Here is a 19,081-nt window from a genome sequence, read left to right as displayed (position 1 = left end):
ATTTATTCGGCATCTGCATAGTCTATGTGCTCAAATTTGCAGCTTTGCGCGCCACTCCTGAGCGAGGCGCTGTATGCCGCTGCCTGCCGACGTAGAAAGTGACAATTTTTAGGCAGATTCCACTAGCCCTTTTACACGGAAAGCCGCATCATCGCAGCGTGATGACGAGCAGGATCAACAAAGACACGAAATTCGTCCGATCTGGCATGCATTCTGCTTCAAGTTGGCATGCTACGTGCATTTGGAGTTTGCAGCGGGCGCAAACCGCGCGCGAACGGGAGAAGCGGAGAGACATTTTCTCATGAAAAAGATCGAAGCGATCATCAAGCCCTTCAAGCTCGATGAGGTGAAGGAGGCGCTGCAGGAAGTCGGCCTGCAGGGTATCACCGTCACCGAGGCGAAGGGCTTTGGACGCCAGAAGGGACACACGGAACTCTACCGTGGTGCCGAATATGTTGTCGACTTTCTGCCCAAGGTGAAGGTCGAGGTCGTTCTGGCGGACGAAAACGCGGAGGCCGTGATCGAGGCGATCCGCAATGCGGCCCAGACTGGCCGCATCGGCGATGGCAAGATCTTTGTCTCCAACGTCGAAGAAGTCATCCGCATCCGCACCGGCGAGACCGGCGTCGACGCCATCTGATCCCGCCCGGCCGTCCGGCCGAGGCTTATCCACTCGTCATTTCACACAGGGACCAATACACATGACGACTGCCAACGAAATCCTCAAGCAAATCAAGGAAAACGACGTCAAGTTCGTCGACCTGCGCTTCACCGATCCCAAGGGTAAGCTGCATCACGTCACGATGGATGTCGGTTGCGTCGATGAAGACATGTTCGCCGATGGCGTCATGTTCGACGGTTCCTCGATCGGCGGCTGGAAGGCCATCAACGAGTCCGACATGGTGCTGATGCCCGATCCGGCAACGGTTCACGTCGATCCGTTCTTCGCGCAGTCGACCCTCGTTATCATGTGCGACATCCTCGACCCGGTCTCGGGCGAAGCCTATAACCGCGACCCGCGCGGCACCGCCAAGAAGGCCGAAGCCTACCTCAAGGCCTCTGGTATCGGCGACACGGTCTATGCCGGCCCGGAACCGGAATTCTTCGTGTTTGACGACGTGAAGTACAAGGCCGACCCGTACAACACGGGCTTCAAGCTCGACTCGTCCGAACTGCCGTCCAACGATGACACCGACTACGAGACCGGCAACCTCGGCCACCGTCCGCGCGTCAAGGGCGGCTACTTCCCGGTTCCCCCGGTCGATTCGTGCCAGGACATGCGCTCGGAAATGCTCACGGTCCTGACCGAGATGGGCGTCACCGTCGAAAAGCAGCACCATGAAGTGGCAGCCGCCCAGCACGAGCTCGGCGTAAAGTTCGACACGCTCGTTCGCAGCGCCGACAAGGTGCAGATCTACAAATACGTCGTGCACCAGGTCGCCAATGCCTATGGCAAGACGGCCACCTTCATGCCGAAGCCGATCTTCGGCGACAACGGCTCGGGCATGCACGTCCACCTGTCGATCTGGAAGGATTCCAAGCCCCAGTTCGCCGGCGACGAATATGCCGGCCTGTCGGAAAGCTGCCTCTACTTCATCGGCGGCATCATCAAGCATGCCAAGTCGATCAACGCCTTCACCAACCCGACGACGAACTCCTACAAGCGTCTCGTTCCGGGTTATGAAGCGCCGGTTCTGCTCGCCTATTCGGCCCGCAACCGCTCGGCCTCCTGCCGCATTCCGTTCGGCACGGGTCCGAAGTCAAAGCGCGTCGAAATCCGCTTCCCCGATCCGCTTGGCAACCCCTATCTCGGCTTCGCCGCCATGCTGATGGCCGGCCTCGACGGCATCAAGAACAAGATCCATCCCGGCAAGGCCATGGACAAGGATCTATACGACCTGCCGCCGAAGGAACTGAAGAAGATCCCGACGGTCTGCGGCTCGCTGCGCGAAGCGCTGGAAAGCCTCGACAAAGACCGCAAGTACCTGACGGCCGGCGGCGTGTTCGACGACGACCAGATCGACAGCTACATCGAGCTGAAGATGGTCGAAGTCATGCGTTTCGAAATGACCCCGCACCCAGTCGAATTCGACATGTACTATTCGGCTTAAAACAGACTTGAGAAGGCTTCTCCGTGAGGCCTTCTCAAAAAGCATACAGTTGCGAAGGCTGGCGTTTTGGGCCTAGCCGAAGCACCACCTCGCAACTGTCGTGCCATGCTCCGCAAGCGCCTGACGACGTCGGAACTACCGTGCATCGCCAGATTGAAAGAAATGAAGGGCCAAGTCTGCTTCCCGTCGAATTGCAGCAATCTCGTCCTTGCCAGCCTTACACTCCTCCAGGAGCAGGCCGATCATTCTGAAGTGGTCGGCAAAGGAGAAGGTTGCGGCGTCGATCTTTTCCCTGGTCAGCACATTCCAGATGACGATCGGTTTTTCCTTGAAATCGTAACGCACGAACGGTCGGTTGAACCAATGTGCATCGCGATCGAGTGCTCTCGTCGTCCGCTCATATCCTCGAATACCGCCCATCTCATCGGCATGGACGGCCGTAGTCACCGAATGAACGAACATCCAGGCATAGGCCTCCGCGAGGGATGGCACGCGGTTGGCGCGGACTTCCTTCCAAGCCTTGTTCAAGGTCGCGATGGGTACAGTGTGTTCTATGTGAATTGTACGCCCGCTTCGCGCCTTGCCGCACCGATTGCCTTGAGCGGTTTTCATAAAGTTTTCCGTCCGATAAAGGGCGCCGGAGCAAAGGCCAAGCTTGTCCAGACTATCACCGGCCTTCCAGCCGAAAAGATTGTGGCTGTGCCGGAAGGACATGCCGAAGGTTTCTTTCTTCGGATCGATCAGTGCCCGGACCGAGGCCCTAGGCTCGCTCATCCACCCCCTCGAAAGAGCAATCTTCCAAACCGAAACCAATTGCTCGTGCTCACAAGAAAGATCAAACATATCATCCCCTCACTCGAATACAGCAACCAAAGTATGGGTGCTTTGTTTGGGGCAGGCTAATCTCGCGGAGATAAATTAATCGTTTCAAAATCGTTGCAGGTTCGAAGCGGTTTCTTCGCCCCGCTTTTTCACGCAAGTGATTGATATGACCACAACGAAAGCACAAAAAACCCGGCCAGTGGCCGGGTTTTTCTTGGTGTGCCGTGGACTTATTGCTGCAGCCGCTTCTTCAAGAGATCCAGATATTCCTCATTCGAATCGTCCGCACCGCCGGATGCGGCGCCGGCGGCCGGTTTGCAGCTCGGCTTGTAGTCCATCGCCATGCCGGCCTTCACGCAGACGCCGACCTGCCAGCCGGGTGGCAGGGCCGTGAGGTCAACGGTCTTCCACTTCGGGTGCCCCGTCGTCTTCAGCTTGTCGAGGCCCGTGATGATGAGGTTGGAGAAGTCGGCGACCGTCTTGCAGCTGTCGCGATGATAGGCGTTGCGCTTGATGTCGTAATCATAGGTCATCATCACGGCCTTTACCGCGATGAGATCGACCGGCTGGTCCTGGAAGGAATAGGTGCCGGCCTCGATGCGCGACGGCGTATAGGTCGCGAGCAGCGGTGCTTCGGTGATCGGCAGGAGATGGAATTTCGCCTTGTCGATCGTGGTGCTGGTGAAGAGCGATGCGGGCGCGCCGGCGACATAGAAGAAGGCGTCGATCTCGCCGGAGAGCAGTTTCGGCAAGGCCTCGTCCGGGTTGATATCGAGCCGTTCTTCGGCCTTCACGCGCAGAATGTCCATGATGAGCGTCGCCGTCAGGAAGGTGCCCGAATCCTTCTTGCCGACCGCGATCTTCTTGCCGGCAAGGTCCTTCATGCCGGCAATGTCCTTGCGCGCCAACACATGGATCTCTTCGTTGTAGAGCGGGAACATGATGCGCACGCCCTTGACCGCCTTCTGAACCTCCGGGTCGTTCGCCTCGAAGGTCTTCAGATACTCCAGCACGTCGCTCTGCACGATGCCGAATTGCGTGTTGCGCCGGTTGCGCACGCCGACGAAGTTTTCGAGCGAGCCTGCGCTTTCCACCACATTGAGGTTCAGGCCGCATTCAGCGCCGAGGGCTGCGATATCGCGGCCGATCTTGATATAAGTACCCTGCGGACCGCCCGTCATGATGTTGCGCTCGAAACTCTGCGCGGATGCGCCGCCGACGGAAAGCGCAAGGCCGAGCGCGGCCGCCAGAACAGATCGCTTCATCGAAATCTCCTTCCCAGACCCGGCAAAGCGCCGGTGTGATTAACAGCCGCTGTCGAGATCGCGCATCAGGTTGCGCATCGCCAGCGCCGGTATGTGCTTGAAGACGCCGCCGAGCGCAATGGTGACGCATTCGCCCGAGACAAGCGTGCGCTCGAGCTGGTCACGCTGGTCGCCGGTCAACCGGTCGAGACCCGGCATCACGCGTATCGCCGCGGCCACCAAAGCTGCATTGCGCGGGCTGCGTCCGTCTGTTGCGGGTTTTGCGTTGTCGAGCGCCGGCTTGGTGCCACCGTCCTTCTGGCCACCCGGCTTTGTGGCGGCGGCCGCGGCCTCCAGCGCCTCGATACGCGCCGTCAGCGCCTGATTGCGCGCATTCAGCGTGGCGACCTCGCGTTCCTTGGTGGCGATGCCTTCCTGCAGGATCGGGATTTCCTTCGCGCGCAGCTGTTCTTCCGCGTTTTGCGCTTCCTCGAGTTCACGGCGCAGCGTATCGGCCTCGGCCTCGAGACGCTCGGTCTCGGCGTTCTGCGTCGTGTTCCGGGTGCTGCGGGCCTCATCCAGCGCCTTTTCCAGCCGCGCGATCTGGTCGGCCTGTAGCGAAAGCCGGCGCTCGCGGTCGAGCACGGCCTCCTCGGCACGCTTTTTCAGGGCTTCGGCATCGGCGACGCGCTGGCCGGCAAGCTCGAGATCGTTTTCAAGTTTCGGCAAGACGTCGCGATTGAGGCGGGTGTTTTCGGCCACGGCATCGGCTGCATCGCTCGCGGTGGTGTTGCTCCGAAGGGATTCGACCTGACGCTTGAGTGTGCCGTTCTCCTCGGTCAGCGCCTGCGCCTTCTGGCTGTTTTCCTCGACCTGGGCCGCGCGGGCATCGAGCTCCTTGGCAAGGTCGGCGATGCGCTGGTCGCGCGCCTTGATCTCGCCTGCCGGAGCCGCATCATCCATCACGCGGAAGGCGCCGTAGCCCCCGGCCCCGCCGAGCGCCAGGCTGACGACGACGGCAAACAGGATGCCGCCGATGCCGCCGCCACCCGAGGTCTGTCCGTTGCCGCTCCTGCCCCACTGATTGTTCATGCTGCCCGATCCGCCTGAGATGCCGTCCTTCGAGGTACGCCGAAACCGCTGGAGGCGCAAGCGCCACACCCCGTCTATGAAAGATGTATGACAGCAGCGGAACTATTGATGTTTCTCAGCAATTACCCAAATATAAGGGGAAAGGTAGGTACGCCATGAAGATGCGTAACGCAAAATTTGCCATCGGCGACATCGTCCGCCACCGGGTCTTTCCCTTCCGTGGCGTGGTCTTTGATGTCGATCCCGAATTCGCCAATACGGAGGAGTGGTGGAATGCCATTCCGGCGGAAATCCGGCCGTCGAGGGATCAGCCCTTCTATCACCTGTTCGCCGAGAACGCGGACAGCGAATATGTCGCCTATGTCTCCGAGCAGAACCTGGTGGCCGACGATAGCGGTCAGCCGATCCGTCACCCGCAGGTTCGCGCGCTGATGGACGTGGACCAGGGCCACTATCGCTGGAAAGAAGAGACCGGCGTCTTCCACTGACCGGTCTTCCCCGACGCCAGACAACAAAAAACCCGGCCATTGGCCGGGTTTTCCATATCTCGGATGAAGCGGGACGCTTACTGGCTCTTGGCAGCCTTCTGGGCGTCTTCGAGCTTCTTGCGGGCTTCCTCGGCCTTCTTCTGCATTTCGTCCTGCAGCAGGCGCTGGCGCTCTTCGAGCTTCGACTGTTCGATCGGCTCGCCGTCGAACACGCCGGTGAAGCCTTCGAGCGACATCTTGATCGGGTTCGGCGCGCGCTGGAAGTTGATCGAGGTCAGGACCAGCTCGCCGCCCTTCTTGAGGCTTGCGATCATCTGGTCGGTGAGCAGCACTTCAGCAACGCACTTGTCGGGCATGCAGATGGCGTAATCGAGCTTCAGGCCCTTGCCGCCGTCGATCTGCATCTGGATACCCGGCGGGATCAGGCGTGCGCTCGGAACCGAGACCTGCATGATCTTGCGGTTGGTCTTGCCGGTGACGGTGATGAGGCCGACAGCCGTGATGAGCTGGCCGCTGCTGGCCGTCAGCAGGTTCTGCACGATGCAGACGTCGTTGTCTTCCTGCTTGGTGCAGACCTTGAACCAGCCCTTCGGCGGAGCGGCCTGCTGTGCGAGCGATACGGAAGGAGCCGCCGCCAGGGCAACCGACGCGGCGAAAGCGGAAAGCACGGTCCGCTTGATGAGGTTCGATGTGAAGATCATACGAGTTCGGTCTCCTGAAAATCCGGTGCCGGAGCAACGACGCTCCTCCAAGCCCCTCTGGCGTGGGTCAGTCGTGCGCTCTCCTGTCGGCGAATTGAGGCATTTGCATGACCCGCTTCGGCGACACCTGTTACAATGGGCCGCGCCGGATATCCAGCCTTTCCTTGCGAAATTCGCCTGTAGGACCGATTTCCGGCACCCGCCGCCCTATTGTGTCTATTGCGCGCAGTATAAAGACAGGAATCATATGGAATTGACGAGGAGAGCTTCTTTGCGCCCCATCCTGACGGCCCTCGCGGCCTGCATGTTCGGCCTGCCCGTTTCGCTGGGCCAGGCCGCCCCCCTGCACGGGATCGCGATGCATGGCGAACCGGCGCTGCCGGCGGATTACAAGCACTTCTCCTACGTCAATCCGGATGTGAAGAAAGGCGGGCGCATTGCCTACGGCGTGGTCGGCACTTTCGATAGCCTCAATCCCTTCATCCTGAAAAGCATGCGCACCACCGCACGCGGCATGTGGGATCCGGAATTCGGCAATCTCATCTACGAATCGCTGATGGTGCGCTCGCGCGACGAGGCCTTCAGTATGTATGGCCTGCTTGCCGAAAGCGTGGAATGGGACGGCGACCGCAGCTTCATCGAATTCCACCTCAATCCGAAAGCACATTGGGCGGATGGGCAGCCGGTCACACCCGAAGACGTGATCTTTTCGTTCGAACTGCTGCGCGACAAGGGACGCGCGCCGTTCAGCACCCGTTTGAACGTGGTCGAGAAACTCGAGAAAACCGGCGAGCATAGTGTTCGCTTCACCTTCAACGACAAAAGCGACCGCGAGGCCCCTCTCCTGATCGCCTTCTCGCCGATCCTGCCCAAGCATGCGATCGATCCCGAAACCTTCGACCGGTCGTCGCTCGCCTTGCCGCTCGGCTCCGGCCCCTACAAGGTCAAGGCGGTGAAACCGGGCGAGCGGATCGTCTATGAGCGCGATCCAAACTACTGGGGCAAGGATATTCCCTCCAAGGTCGGTTTCGACAATTACGACGAAATCTCCGTCGAATATTTCCTGCAGGACAATTCGCTGTTCGAGGCTTTCAAGAAAGGCGTGATCGACGTCTATCAGGAAGGCAATCCGACGAAGTGGACGCGCAATTACGATTTCCCAGCGGTCCAGACAGGCACCGTCATCAAGGACGCGGTGAAATCGAAACTGCCCCCCGTAATGTTCGGTTTCGTCTTCAATACGCGCCGGCCGGTCTTCCAGAACGCGGAACTGCGCAAGGCCCTCTCACTCGCCTTCGATTTCCAGTGGGTCAACCGCACGCTGTTTGAAAACGCCTATACGCGCACGGAAAGTTTCTGGCAGAATTCCGAGCTGTCGTCGCTGAATGCCCCCATCGATGCACGCGAGCGTGAGATCATCGGCGCGGCGGCAGGCCGGATCGATCCTGCTGTAGCAGATGGCACCTTCCGTTTCCCCGTGACCGACGGCTCCGGCCGCGACCGCAAGGTACTGCGTCAGGCGATGGATCATTTCGAGAAGGCGGGATATTCGATCAAGGACGGTCGCATGGTGGATACTTCCGGCAAGCCGCTCGCCTTTGAGATCATGACGCAGAATGCCGACCAGGAGAAGCTGGCGCTGGCCTACCAGCGCTTCCTCGCCGCGCTCGGCGTTCGTGTAAGCCTCCGGACGGTCGATGATTCGCAATATCAGAGCCGCAGCCAGACCTTCGACTACGATGTCATCATGAAGGCCTTCCTGTCGTCGCTGTCGCCCGGCCTGGAGCAGGTGCGGCGCTGGGGAACGGACGCGCGCGATCGCCAGGGCAGCGAGAATTTCGCCGGTGTCGCCGATCCCGATCTCGACCGCGTCATGGCCGCCATTCTCTCCGCCCGCACGGCAGAGGATTTCCGCTCCGCCGTGCGCCTTCAGGACAGGATGCTGCTGTCGGGCAATTACATCGTCCCACTCTATCATCTGGGCGAGCAGTGGATTGCCCGCAACAAGCATATCGGGCGGCCGGAGATGACGCCGCTCTGGGGTTTCCAGCTTCCCGCATGGTGGGACGAGAACGCGCAGTAAAGGGGCTATCCCCAGAATTGCGGTTACCTTGAGGTAACCTGTTGAAAGCTGTGGCCGGTGGGCCTATCTCGGCGGTAAGTTTGAAGTGACGGCGCGAGGCCTGCACAGGACCGCGCCAAAGCCGGAGATCCCGGCCTCTCGAAAGGATACCCGGATGGAAGCCATTACGATCGATGTCGTCTCCGATGTCGTCTGCCCCTGGTGCTACCTCGGCAAGAAACGGTTGGAACAGGCAATCGAGAGCGTGAAGGACGATCTCGCCGTCTCGGTGACGTTTCGCCCCTATCAGCTGAACCCCGACATGCCGCCCGAGGGCGTGGACCACAAGAAGCACCTCGCCGAAAAGCTCGGCGGCAAGGATGCCGTGGACCGTGCGCACGACATGCTGGCAGGCCTCGGCAAACAGGATGGCATCGCCTTCGATTTCCCGGCCGTGAAGATCAGCCCGAACACGCTCGACGCGCACCGCCTGCTGCGCTGGGCGATGATCGAAGGTCCCGAAGTCCAGAGCCGCGTGGCCGTCGCCCTGTTCAAGGCCTATTTCGAAGAGGGCCGCAATGTCGGCGACCGCGCCGTGCTGCTCGACGTGGCGGAGGCAGTCGGCATGGACCGCGCCGTCGTCACCGCGCTGTTCTCCGCCGGTGCGGACGTCGATTCGGTCAAGGAAGAGATCGGCATGGCCCGCGACATGGGCGTCACCGGCGTGCCCTGCTTCATCATCGACAACAAATATGCTGTGATGGGCGCCCAGTCCGTGGATGTGCTGACCAACGCTTTGCGGGAGATCGCGGCGATGAAGGCGCAGGAACGCGTCGGCCAGAACTGAATATGTCGAAAGCTCTGAAAAGCCGCCCGTTCAAACCGGGCGGCTTTTTCATGCCTGCTGTTTTGCCAGTCCCGCCAGCTGCGTCATCACCTGTGCCGCGCCCGTCAGGCGCCTTTCCGGCGTCGGATAATCGCGTGACAGGAACAGGCTCTGGTCCGCCCGGATCTTCACCAGCGTGCCTTGCTTGGCGATATAGCCGACGAGCGCCGCTGGGTTCGGGAACTGCTTGTTGCGGAACTGTACGACGACGCCCTTCGGGCCGGCATCGAGTTTTTCGACATTGGCCACGCGGCAGAGCGACTTGATATAGACGATCTTCAGAAGGTGCTGCACCTCGATCGGCAGCGGCCCGAAGCGGTCGATCAGCTCGGCGCCGAAGGCGTCGATATCGCCGAGTTCGGTGATCTCGCCGAGGCGGCGGTAGAGGCCGAGGCGCAGGTGCAGATCCGGCACGTAGTCGTCGGGGATCATGACCGGCGTGCCGACGGAAATCTGCGGCGACCAGCCGCTGTCCGCGACCTCCTCGTCCCCCTTGATCTCGGCGACGGCCTCTTCGAGCATCTGCTGGTACAGCTCGAAGCCGACCTCCTTGATATGGCCGGACTGCTCCTCGCCGAGCAGGTTGCCGGCGCCGCGGATGTCGAGGTCGTGGCTGGCGAGCTGGAAGCCTGCGCCCAGCGTATCGAGCGATTGCAGCACCTTGAGGCGTCGCTCCGCCGTGCCCGTCAGCGTCCGGTTGACCGGCAGCGTCAGCAACGCGAAAGCGCGCACCTTGGAACGACCGACGCGACCGCGCAGCTGGTAAAGCTGGGCGAGACCGAACATGTCGGCGCGATGAATGATCATCGTGTTCGCCGTGGGAACATCGAGGCCGGATTCGACGATGGTCGTCGAGAGCAGCACGTCGTACTGGCCCTCGTAGAAGGCGTTCATGATGTCTTCGAGTTCGGTTGCCGGCATCTGGCCATGCGCGACGGCGACCTTCAGTTCCGGCACATCCTGGCGCAGAAAGTCGTGGATTTCCGAGAGGTCGCTGAGACGTGGGCAGACATAAAAGCTCTGGCCGCCGCGATAGTGCTCTCGCATCAGCGTCTCGCGGATGACCAGCGGATCGAAGGGCGAGATGAAGGTGCGCACCGCCATGCGGTCGACCGGCGGCGTGGTGATCAGCGAAAGCTCGCGCACGCCCGTCATGGCAAGCTGCAGCGTGCGCGGGATCGGCGTCGCCGAAAGCGTCAGCACATGCACGTCGCTCTTCAGCTCCTTCAGCCGCTCCTTGTGCTTCACGCCGAAATGCTGCTCCTCGTCGATGATCAGCAGGCCGAGATTGGCGAATTTGATCGACGAGCCGAGCAGCGCATGGGTGCCGACGACGATATCCGTCTTGCCCTCGGACAACTCCTTCTTCGTCAGCGCCAGCTCTTTCGAGCCAACGAGGCGGGACGCCTGCTGGACGCGAATGGGCAGGCCGCGGAAGCGTTCGGAGAAGGTCTTGAAATGCTGGCGGGCAAGCAGCGTGGTCGGTACGACGACGGCGACCTGCACGCCGTTCATCGCCGCGATGAAGGCGCCACGCAGCGCCACTTCCGTCTTGCCGAAACCGACGTCGCCGCAGACGAGGCGGTCCATCGGCCGGCCCGCGCCGAGATCCTCGCGCACGGCGTCGATGGCGTTGGCCTGATCGTCCGTCTCGTCATAGGGGAAGCGGGCGGCGAATTCGTCGTAGATACCGTCAGGTGCCGCCAGCACCGGCGCATGGCGCACAAGACGCGCGGCGGCGATCTGGATCAGGCCGCCGGCCATGTCGAGCAGGCGCTTCTTCAGCTTGGCCTTGCGTGCCTGCCAGGCGACGCCGCCGAGCTTGTCGAGCATCGCATCCGTGCCCTCACCGCCATAGCGCGTGAGAAGATCGATGTTTTCGACCGGCAGGAAGAGTTTAGCGTCGTCGGCATAGACGAGTTCGAGGCAGGCATGCGGCGCGCCCGCCGCCTCGATGGTGCGCAGCCCGACGAACCGGCCGATGCCATGCTCGGCATGCACGACGATCGAGCCCTCGTCGAGGCCAGCAACCTCGGTGAGGAAATCCGCGCCGCGCTTGCGTCGCTTGGAACGCCGCACCATGCGGTCGCCGAGAATGTCCTGTTCGCCGATGACGACGACATCGCCGGCCTCGAAACCGCTTTCGAGGCTGAGAACGGCGGAGCCCGCCTCGCCCGGTTTCAGTTTCGCGAGATCGCCGAATTTCTCGATCGGAACGACATTGCCGAGACCATGTTCGGAGAGAACCTGCAACAGACGGTCGAGCGAGCCTTCTGACCAGCCGGTCACAAGCACTTTCGCGCCGGAGGCCCGCTTGTCGGCGATATGTTTCACGGCTTGATCGAAGACGTTGACGCGGGCGCCCTCAGCATCCTCGCTGCCCGAAGGCCGCGCCCAGCGCTGACCGGTGCGCGCCTCGACGGTCACGACCTGCCGCGCCTCGCCTTCATGCTCGTTGAAGGGGGTCAGACGGATGGCGTTGCGTTCGTCGAGTTCGCGCGCAAAGCGCTCGGCATCGAGATAGATGAGGCCCGGCGGCACCGGCTTGTAGGGCGTCGATTGCGCGACGTGTCCCTTGCCAGGTGTCGCGGAGGCGAGACGCGCATCGTAATAGTCGCGCACGAGGCGGGAGCGTTCGACGGCGGCCTCACGCACGGTATGGTCCGTGACGATGCGGAAGCCGTCGAGATAGTCGAAGGCGGTTTCCAGTTCGTCGTAGAACAGCGGCAGCCAGTGCTCCATGCCCGCATAGCGCCGGCCCTCGGAAACGGCCTGATACAGCGCGTCGTCGCGCGTCGCCGCACCAAAGGAGGAGAGATATTGCTTGCGGAAATGCGAGATCGTCTCCGGGGTCAGCGTCACCTCGCTCATCGGATTGAGATCGAGCGAACGCGCCTGCCCCGTCGTGCGCTGGCTGGCCGGATCGAAGGAGCGGATGCTCTCCAGTGTATCGCCGAAGAAATCGAGGCGCACCGGCTCCAGGCTGCCCGGTACGAACACGTCCAGAATGCCGCCGCGCACGGCGAATTCACCGACCTCGCGCACCGTCGCGACGCGGTCGAAACCATTGCGCTCCAGCCTTGCTGCGATGTCGTCCATACGGACGGTATTGCCGGGCTTGGCCGAGAAGGCGAGGCTTTCGATTGTCGTGCGCGGCGCCGTCTTCTGCAACATGGCATTGACGGTCACGAGAACGATCGCCGCATGCGGCTTCTTCTGGTGCGCAATCAGCGCCGACAATGCCGAAAGGCGGCGGGCGGAGACTTCGGCGCTCGGCGAGACGCGGTCATAGGGCAGGCAGTCCCAGCCCGGCAGCGTCAGAACCGGAATGTCGGGCGCGACGAAACCGAGCATCTGCTCCAGATCGGAAATGCGCTGGCCATCGGACAGCACATAGGCAACGGGGCCGGTCTTGCGGGCGAGATCGGCAAGGATCAGCGGCTCGACGCCCGCGGGAACGGCGCCGATCGTCAGCGGTCGGCCGGCGGCCGCGATGCGTTCGGGAGAAAATCCGGGGATCATGCGTTTGCGTCTTTGAAGAGCGGAGAGAAATCGGGGCGGTAGGCGGCAATGCGCGGGAAGAGACCGTCGCGGAATTCCTCCGGCACCGGCTTTTCGCCGGTCACCCATTTGACAAGATCGTTGTCCTCTTCGGCCATAATGCGCTCGAGCTCATCCAGTTCCATGTCGGAGAGCGTCGCGATCTCGGCATCGGCAAAACTGCCCAGCACCAGGTCCATCTCGCGGATGCCACGGTGCCAACAGCGGAAGAGGATGCGCTTGCGGCGCGGGTCGATCTCGGCGCTCGAGCGTGTCGTTCCCGTCATGATCGTCCTGCCTTCCCTGAAATGCGGTCCGGCGCTTCTATAAACCGGCAAAAGCCGCTTGTCAGCCTTGCCAAAGGCACCATCTCCGGCGATTTTGCCCGCCATGAGACCCGCATTGCTTGATCCCCTCTTCGCACCGCTCTCCACGCTTCCCGGTATCGGCCCAAAGCTTGGCGAATTGTTTGCACGCCTGCTCGGGCAGGAAAGCATCGAGGATTGCCGGGTCATCGATCTCGTTTTCCATTTCCCGCATTCCATCGTCGACCGGCGCAACCAGCCCGGCATCGCCAATGCGCAGCAGGGCGTCATCGTCACCATCACGGGGCGCGTCGACCGTCACCAGCCACCGCCGCCCGGCAAGTCGAACATGCCCTACCGCGTCTTCCTGCACGACGAGACCGGCGATATTGCGCTCACCTTCTTCCGCGCCAAGGGCAACTGGCTGGAAAAGGCATTGCCGATCGATGAAACCGTCGTCGTCAGCGGCAAGGTGGACTGGTTCAACGGCCGCGCCTCCATGGTGCATCCGGATTATATGGCGCGGCTCACCGAGGCGGACAACGTGCCCTTGGTCGAGCCCGTGCATGGCCTGACTGCCGGCCTCACGTCGCGCGTGTTGCGCAAGGCGGTGGAGGCGGCGGTCGCCCGTGTGCCGCATCTGCCGGAATGGATCGATCCGCCGCTTGCCCAGCGCCAGAGTTTTCCCAGCGCCTACGACGCGATCCACCGCCTGCACGACCCGCGCGACGAGACCGACCTCGACCCGCAGGCCCCCGCCCGCCGCCGCCTCGCCTATGACGAATTCCTGGCCGGACAGGTTTCGCTCGCCCTCGTGCGCCAGCGCCTGCGCAAGGTCGCCGGCCGGCCGGTGATCGCCACGGGTGCATTGAGCCGTCCCGTGATCGATGCCCTGCCCTTTTCGCTGACCAACAGCCAGCAGACGGCAATTGCCGAGGTGCTGAAGGATATCGCCGGCGAGCAGCGCATGCTGCGGCTTCTGCAAGGCGATGTCGGCGCCGGCAAGACGGCCGTGGCGCTGATGGCCATGCTCGCCGCCGTCGAATCCGGCGGGCAGGCCGTGCTGATGGCCCCCACGGAAATTCTGGCCCGGCAGCATTTTGCGACGATCTCCCGCATGGCGGCACCGGCCGGCGTCACCATCGACGTGCTCACCGGCCGCACCAAGGGCCGCGAGCGCGACGCCATCCTCGAACGCATCGCGTCCGGTCAGACGCAGATCGTCATCGGCACGCACGCCCTCTTCCAGGACAACGTCGCCTACAAGGACCTCGTGCTGGCCGTGGTGGACGAGCAGCATCGCTTCGGCGTGCACCAGCGCCTGCGGCTGACGGCCAAGGGTATTTCCCCACACATGCTCGTCATGACGGCAACGCCCATTCCGCGCACGCTTGTTCTGGCCGCCTTCGGCGACATGGACGTCTCGAAACTCACGGAGAAACCGGCTGGCCGCAAGCCGATCCAGACCGTCACCGTACCCCAGGAGCGCGTGGGAGACATCGTCGACCGCCTGCGCGCGGCTCTTGCCGAAGGCAAGAAGGCCTACTGGATCTGCCCGCTGGTCGAGGAGACCGAGGAAAGCGAGTTGATGTCCGTCGAGGAGCGGCATGCCACGCTTGCCAGCGTTTTCGGCAATGCCGCCGGCCTCGTGCATGGGCGCATGAGCGGACCGGAAAAGGATGCCGCTATGCTGGCCTTCAAGAACGGCGAGACGCGGCTTCTCGTGGCAACCACCGTCGTGGAGGTCGGCGTCGACGTGCCCGACGCCTCCATCATGGTCATCGAACATGCCGAGCGCTTCGGCCTTGCCCAGCTCCACCAGTTGCGTGGCCGCGTCGGGCGCGGTGAAGAGGCATCGAGCTGCGTCCTGCTCTACAAGGGTCCGCTCAGTGAGAACGGTCAGGCGCGGCTCTCCATTCTGCGCGAGACGGAGGACGGCTTCCGCATTGCCGAGGAGGACCTGAAACTGCGTGGCGAAGGCGAGCTTCTCGGCACCCGCCAGTCCGGCACGCCCGGCTTTGTCGTCGCAAGCCTCGAGGCGCATGGCGATCTCCTGGAAATCGCCCGCAAGGACGCCGCCTATGTGCTGGAACGCGACCCGGAGCTGACAAGCGAGCGCGGCGAAGCGATCCGCACGCTGCTCTATCTCCACCGCCGCGACGAGGCGATCCGGTTCCTGCGGGCGGGCTGATCCACAAAATCGTGATTTCGCCTTATCGGCGTTCGAAGGCATACTTCTTTCCGCACCAGCGAAGAAGGAGAAATGCCATGAAGACAGTTCTCGTAGTGGCAGCGACGCTCGGCCTTTCGGCATCCGCAGCCTTTGCGGACTGCGCCTGGCATACCAAAACCTCGGCAGAGGTCAACGTCGACAAGACCATCACGACTGCCAGCGTCACCACCACGGAAAAACAATCCCGCCTTCCGGCCGAAGACGGCAAGGTGCTCGTGGGTGACCAGAAGAGCGCCGACGTAACGGAATAATGCGCTCGAGTCGTCTCGTTTTCAAGACGGCTCGAAATTCCGATCACATCCCGGACGCCTCCTTCATCATCCTCAGGCTTGACCGAAGGATCCACGCGGCAAACTCAGCGGGTGTGGCTGGATCCTCGGGTCAAGCCCGAGGATGACGACGGATAGGGCACCGCTCATAGATGACGGGTGGAGCGTTGGTTAGAAAAAGAAAGCGCTCGCGCGTTTTCCTCAGCCCTTTTTTTTTGCCTTGCGCTCTTCGTTCTCGATGAGCTGCAATGCCTTCTCCGGCGGCGTGACGAGGCCGACGGAGATGATGAGCTTGGCGGCATCTTCCGCGCTCATATCGAGCGGCACGAGTTTTTCCCTGGGAACATAGACAAGCCAGCCGGCGGTCGGAAACGGTGTCGGCGGCAGGAAGCAGGCAACCATGTCCTTGCCCATCGACTTGAACTTCGTCGCGATCTCGCCGCGCGCATCCGTCGCCACGAAGACGATGGCCCAGAGCCCCGGCCCCGGATATTCGATCATCGCGGCCTTGTTGAACGAAGACCCCTTGTCCTTCAGCACGGTCTCGAAAATCTGCTTCAGGCTCTTGTGCACCGTGCGCACCAGCGGCGTGCGGTTGAACAATCCGTCGCCGAATTCGACGATGGAGCGGCCGATCAGGTTCTTGCCAAGGAAGCCGACGAGCGTGATCAGCACCAGCGCGATCAGCAGGCCGAAGCCGGGAATGGCGAACTGGAGATAGCTTTCGGGGTTATAGCGCGCGGGGATATAGGGTTTCACCCAGCTGTCGGCCCAGTGGATGAAGGTCCAAGTCAGCCAGATGGTGATGGCGATCGGCGCGCAGATGACGAGGCCGGTCAGGAAATTGTTGCGCAGCCGCGTCGCCAGCGACTGTCTCGGAAGTAGGTCGGTCATCGGATATCCAGCTTGGGCGAGCGTGGGAGGTCGCTCAGCCGTAGAAACCCGGATGATAGGAAACGGTTCCTCCGCCGTAAACCGGAGAAAACGCCACATGCATGAAATACTCCGGGGGCACGCCGTCCAGCGTCAGTTTGGGATCCGACACAAAGCCGAAGCGGCTGTAGTAGGCCGGATCGCCCAAAAGCACGCATCCAGCCGCGCCGAGCGCCTTTAGCCGCTCCAGCCCTTCATGGATGAGCATGCCACCGATACCCTCGCCCTGATGCGCCGGATCGACCGAGATCGGCCCGAGGCCGTACCAGTCCGCACTGTCATCGGAAAGCGAGACCGGGGAAAAGGCGACGTGGCCGACGACTCGGCCATCGGCCTCCGCCACCAGCGAAAGGGTCAGCGCCCCGGCCGCACGCAGGCGATCGATGATCAGATGCTCGGTGCCGTCAGCATGCGGCGCGGTTTTGAAGGCCGTTTCCGTCAGTGTGCGGATCGCATCGATATCGCCTTGGCGCTCGGGCCGCAGGATCATTCCACCGTCACCGACTTTGCGAGGTTGCGCGGCTGGTCGACGTCGGTGCCCATGAAAACGGCCGTATGATAGGCGAGCAGCTGGATCGGCAGCGAATAGATCATCGGCGCGACGATCTCGTTGACCTCGGGCAGGATGATCGTCGCCATGGTCTCCAGCTTCGAGGCGGCAGCACCCTTCGCATCGGTGATGAAGATGATCCGGCCGCCGCGGGCCGCAACTTCCTGCATGTTCGACACGGTCTTTTCGAAGAAGCGGTCATGCGGCGCGATGACGATGACCGGCATGTTCTCATCGATCAGCGCGATCGGGCCATGCTTCAGCTCGCCGGCGGCATAGCCCTCGGCGTGGATATAGGAGATTTCCTTGAGCTTCAGCGCGCCTTCCATGGCCAGCGGATAGCTGGTGCCGCGGCCGAGATAGAGCACATCCTTGCACTTGGAGAGATCGCGCGACAGCTGCTCGATCGACGGCTGGATGGTGTTGAGAACGCTCGCCATGATGCGCGGCATCTCGGCGAGATGGCGCACCAGCTCCTTTTCGTCCGCTTCGCTGATCGTGCCGCGCGCACGGCCGGCGCCGACGGCAAGGGCTGCCAGAACGGTCAGCTGGCAGGTGAAGGCCTTCGTCGAGGCGACACCGATTTCCGGGCCGGCGAGGATCGGGAAGACCACGTCGGATTCCCGCGCAATCGTCGATTCCTTCGTATTGACCACGGCGCCGATCTTCAGGCCGTGCTCCTTGCAATAGCGCAGCGACGCCAGCGTATCGGCGGTCTCGCCGGATTGCGAGATGAAGAGGGCTGCCGATGCCGGGTTGAGCGGGATCTCGCGATAGCGGAACTCCGATGCGACATCGATCTCGACCGGCAGGCGGGCATAACGCTCGAACCAGTATTTGCCGACGAGGCCGGCAAGATAGGCCGTGCCGCAGGCGGAAATCGCAAGGCTCGGCGTCCTGGCAAAGTCGATATCGACAGCCGTCGGGCGCACGGTGTGCGAGAGGAAATCGACATAATGGCTGAGCGCGTGGGAAATCGCCTCCGGCTGCTCATGGATTTCCTTTTCCATGAAGTGGCGGTGATTGCCCTTGTCGACGAGATAGGCGGCAGCGGACGAAATCTGCCTGGGGCGTTCCACCGGGTTGCCGTCGAGGTTGAAGACATGGGCGCCGTCGCGGCCAAGGATCGCCCAATCGCCATCGACGAGATAGGTAATCTCATTGGTGAAGGGAGCGAGCGCGATAGCATCGGACCCCAGGAACATCTCGCCCTTGCCGTGACCGATGGCGAGCGGCGGGCCGTTGCGGGCGGCCATGATGGTCGACGGATCGTCCTCGAAGATTACGGCGAGCGCATAGGCGCCGGTGACGCGGCGCAGCATGGCATGCATGGCTTCACGACGCCCAAGGCCGTCGCGGCGGAGTTTCGCGATCAGTTGCGCAACGACTTCGGTATCGGTCTGGGTGGTGAAGGTTGCGCCGGCAGCGGCAAGCTCATCTTTCAGTTCCGAAAAGTTCTCGATGATTCCGTTGTGCACGACGGCAACGCCGTCGACGAAGTGCGGATGGGCATTGCCTTCCGTGGGAGCGCCGTGGGTTGCCCAGCGGGTGTGCGCAATGCCGATCGTGCCTGCAAGCGGTTCTTCGGAAAGACGCTTCTCAAGGTTGAACAACTTGCCTTCGGCACGGCGACGCGCGAGTTTACCCTGGTTTATCGTGGCAACACCGGCGGAATCATAGCCCCGATATTCGAGGCGCTTCAAGGCATCGACAAGTCTGCCAGCAACGGGCTGGTTTCCAACGATACCGACAATTCCGCACATAGGTTGCTTCCTTCATTCGAAAGGCTTCGATTGCACTCCTTCGTAGAGTGTTTTTATGGCAGTGCAACAACACTGAACTCAC

General features: G+C 62.0%; 16 protein-coding genes. 7 read left to right on the top strand and 9 right to left on the bottom strand.

The window, feature by feature from the left end:
• Window positions 1–301 precede the first annotated feature (301 nt).
• Window positions 302–640 carry a P-II family nitrogen regulator gene (locus ACOZK4_RS14460; RefSeq protein ID WP_003515720.1) on the top strand — a complete coding sequence of 113 codons (339 nt, stop codon included), beginning with the start codon at window positions 302–304 and terminating at the stop codon, window positions 638–640.
• Window positions 641–701: 61 nt separating this feature from the next.
• Window positions 702–2,111 (top strand): type I glutamate--ammonia ligase, encoded by a 1,410-nt coding sequence (gene glnA, locus ACOZK4_RS14455; RefSeq protein WP_257950711.1) that lies wholly within the window; start codon window positions 702–704, stop codon window positions 2,109–2,111.
• Between the two features lie 135 nt (window positions 2,112–2,246).
• Here the strand turns inward: glnA and ACOZK4_RS14450 are convergent, their stop codons facing one another.
• From ACOZK4_RS14450 to ACOZK4_RS14440, 3 genes are all read right to left on the bottom strand, one after another.
• A complete protein-coding gene (locus tag ACOZK4_RS14450) occupies window positions 2,247–2,954 on the bottom strand; it encodes a hypothetical protein (protein ID WP_421592476.1) in 708 nt (235 codons plus the stop codon).
• Between the two features lie 209 nt (window positions 2,955–3,163).
• Window positions 3,164–4,198 carry a TAXI family TRAP transporter solute-binding subunit gene (locus ACOZK4_RS14445; protein WP_421592475.1) on the bottom strand — a complete coding sequence of 345 codons (1,035 nt, stop codon included), beginning with the start codon at window positions 4,196–4,198 and terminating at the stop codon, window positions 3,164–3,166.
• 39 nt (window positions 4,199–4,237) lie between these two features.
• Window positions 4,238–5,269, bottom strand: a complete 1,032-nt coding sequence (locus tag ACOZK4_RS14440; protein WP_421592474.1) for a hypothetical protein — start codon at window positions 5,267–5,269, stop codon at window positions 4,238–4,240.
• A gap of 155 nt (window positions 5,270–5,424) precedes the next feature.
• On the opposite strand from ACOZK4_RS14440, the gene hspQ reads away from it, so the two are divergent.
• Entirely contained in the window at window positions 5,425–5,757 is a 333-nt protein-coding gene (gene hspQ / locus ACOZK4_RS14435) for a heat shock protein HspQ (RefSeq protein ID WP_313530371.1), read from the top strand.
• Between the two features lie 77 nt (window positions 5,758–5,834).
• Here the strand turns inward: hspQ and ACOZK4_RS14430 are convergent, their stop codons facing one another.
• Window positions 5,835–6,458, bottom strand: a complete 624-nt coding sequence (locus ACOZK4_RS14430; protein ID WP_313530373.1) for an invasion associated locus B family protein — start codon at window positions 6,456–6,458, stop codon at window positions 5,835–5,837.
• A 280-nt stretch (window positions 6,459–6,738) separates the two neighbouring features.
• On the opposite strand from ACOZK4_RS14430, the gene ACOZK4_RS14425 reads away from it, so the two are divergent.
• Both ACOZK4_RS14425 and ACOZK4_RS14420 read left to right on the top strand, forming a co-directional pair.
• Complete coding sequence (locus tag ACOZK4_RS14425) at window positions 6,739–8,541, top strand: extracellular solute-binding protein (protein ID WP_421592551.1); 1,803 nt, start codon at window positions 6,739–6,741, stop codon at window positions 8,539–8,541.
• A 154-nt stretch (window positions 8,542–8,695) separates the two neighbouring features.
• Entirely contained in the window at window positions 8,696–9,367 is a 672-nt protein-coding gene (locus ACOZK4_RS14420) for a DsbA family oxidoreductase (protein ID WP_421592473.1), read from the top strand.
• Window positions 9,368–9,415: 48 nt separating this feature from the next.
• On the opposite strand, the gene mfd is transcribed toward ACOZK4_RS14420, so the two are convergent.
• Window positions 9,416–12,928: a transcription-repair coupling factor gene (gene mfd, locus ACOZK4_RS14415; protein WP_421592472.1), complete on the bottom strand. Its 3,513-nt coding sequence runs from the start codon at window positions 12,926–12,928 to the stop codon at window positions 9,416–9,418.
• The gene (locus ACOZK4_RS14410; RefSeq protein WP_313530382.1) at window positions 12,925–13,233 is read right to left on the bottom strand and encodes a succinate dehydrogenase assembly factor 2; all 309 of its coding nucleotides are present in this window, start codon (window positions 13,231–13,233) and stop codon (window positions 12,925–12,927) included. The genes mfd and ACOZK4_RS14410 overlap by 4 nt, the downstream gene beginning before the upstream one ends.
• A gap of 103 nt (window positions 13,234–13,336) precedes the next feature.
• Between ACOZK4_RS14410 and recG the strand changes: the two genes are divergently transcribed.
• A complete protein-coding gene (gene recG, locus ACOZK4_RS14405) occupies window positions 13,337–15,442 on the top strand; it encodes an ATP-dependent DNA helicase RecG (protein WP_421592471.1) in 2,106 nt (701 codons plus the stop codon).
• Between the two features lie 77 nt (window positions 15,443–15,519).
• Complete coding sequence (locus tag ACOZK4_RS14400; protein ID WP_313531341.1) at window positions 15,520–15,735, top strand: hypothetical protein; 216 nt, start codon at window positions 15,520–15,522, stop codon at window positions 15,733–15,735.
• A gap of 219 nt (window positions 15,736–15,954) precedes the next feature.
• On the opposite strand, the gene ACOZK4_RS14395 is transcribed toward ACOZK4_RS14400, so the two are convergent.
• The 3 genes from ACOZK4_RS14395 to glmS are packed head-to-tail and all read right to left on the bottom strand — an operon-like array spanning window position 15,955 to window position 18,999.
• A complete protein-coding gene (locus ACOZK4_RS14395) occupies window positions 15,955–16,647 on the bottom strand; it encodes a DUF502 domain-containing protein (protein ID WP_313531339.1) in 693 nt (230 codons plus the stop codon).
• Window positions 16,648–16,681: 34 nt separating this feature from the next.
• The gene (locus tag ACOZK4_RS14390; protein ID WP_421592470.1) at window positions 16,682–17,176 is read right to left on the bottom strand and encodes a GNAT family N-acetyltransferase; all 495 of its coding nucleotides are present in this window, start codon (window positions 17,174–17,176) and stop codon (window positions 16,682–16,684) included.
• Entirely contained in the window at window positions 17,173–18,999 is a 1,827-nt protein-coding gene (gene glmS / locus ACOZK4_RS14385; RefSeq protein WP_421592469.1) for a glutamine--fructose-6-phosphate transaminase (isomerizing), read from the bottom strand. The genes ACOZK4_RS14390 and glmS overlap by 4 nt, the downstream gene beginning before the upstream one ends.
• Window positions 19,000–19,081: the final 82 nt, after the last annotated feature.

The organism is Shinella sp. M27 (assembly GCF_049199905.1).
Lineage (GTDB): Bacteria > Pseudomonadota > Alphaproteobacteria > Rhizobiales > Rhizobiaceae > Shinella.
The sequence above is the reverse complement of the archived record's forward strand: the minus strand, read 5'-3'. Positions and strand labels throughout refer to the sequence as shown.

Coding starts and splice junctions, on each gene's coding strand:
- ACOZK4_RS14460 (WP_003515720.1), top strand. CDS start 302: ATGAAAAAGATCGAAGCGATCATCAAGCCCTTCAAGCTCGATGAGGTG.
- glnA (WP_257950711.1), top strand. CDS start 702: ATGACGACTGCCAACGAAATCCTCAAGCAAATCAAGGAAAACGACGTC.
- ACOZK4_RS14450 (WP_421592476.1), bottom strand. CDS start 2,954: ATGTTTGATCTTTCTTGTGAGCACGAGCAATTGGTTTCGGTTTGGAAG.
- ACOZK4_RS14445 (WP_421592475.1), bottom strand. CDS start 4,198: ATGAAGCGATCTGTTCTGGCGGCCGCGCTCGGCCTTGCGCTTTCCGTC.
- ACOZK4_RS14440 (WP_421592474.1), bottom strand. CDS start 5,269: ATGAACAATCAGTGGGGCAGGAGCGGCAACGGACAGACCTCGGGTGGC.
- hspQ (WP_313530371.1), top strand. CDS start 5,425: ATGAAGATGCGTAACGCAAAATTTGCCATCGGCGACATCGTCCGCCAC.
- ACOZK4_RS14430 (WP_313530373.1), bottom strand. CDS start 6,458: ATGATCTTCACATCGAACCTCATCAAGCGGACCGTGCTTTCCGCTTTC.
- ACOZK4_RS14420 (WP_421592473.1), top strand. CDS start 8,696: ATGGAAGCCATTACGATCGATGTCGTCTCCGATGTCGTCTGCCCCTGG.
- mfd (WP_421592472.1), bottom strand. CDS start 12,928: ATGATCCCCGGATTTTCTCCCGAACGCATCGCGGCCGCCGGCCGACCG.
- ACOZK4_RS14410 (WP_313530382.1), bottom strand. CDS start 13,233: ATGACGGGAACGACACGCTCGAGCGCCGAGATCGACCCGCGCCGCAAG.
- recG (WP_421592471.1), top strand. CDS start 13,337: ATGAGACCCGCATTGCTTGATCCCCTCTTCGCACCGCTCTCCACGCTT.
- ACOZK4_RS14400 (WP_313531341.1), top strand. CDS start 15,520: ATGAAGACAGTTCTCGTAGTGGCAGCGACGCTCGGCCTTTCGGCATCC.
- ACOZK4_RS14395 (WP_313531339.1), bottom strand. CDS start 16,647: ATGACCGACCTACTTCCGAGACAGTCGCTGGCGACGCGGCTGCGCAAC.
- ACOZK4_RS14390 (WP_421592470.1), bottom strand. CDS start 17,176: ATGATCCTGCGGCCCGAGCGCCAAGGCGATATCGATGCGATCCGCACA.
- glmS (WP_421592469.1), bottom strand. CDS start 18,999: ATGTGCGGAATTGTCGGTATCGTTGGAAACCAGCCCGTTGCTGGCAGA.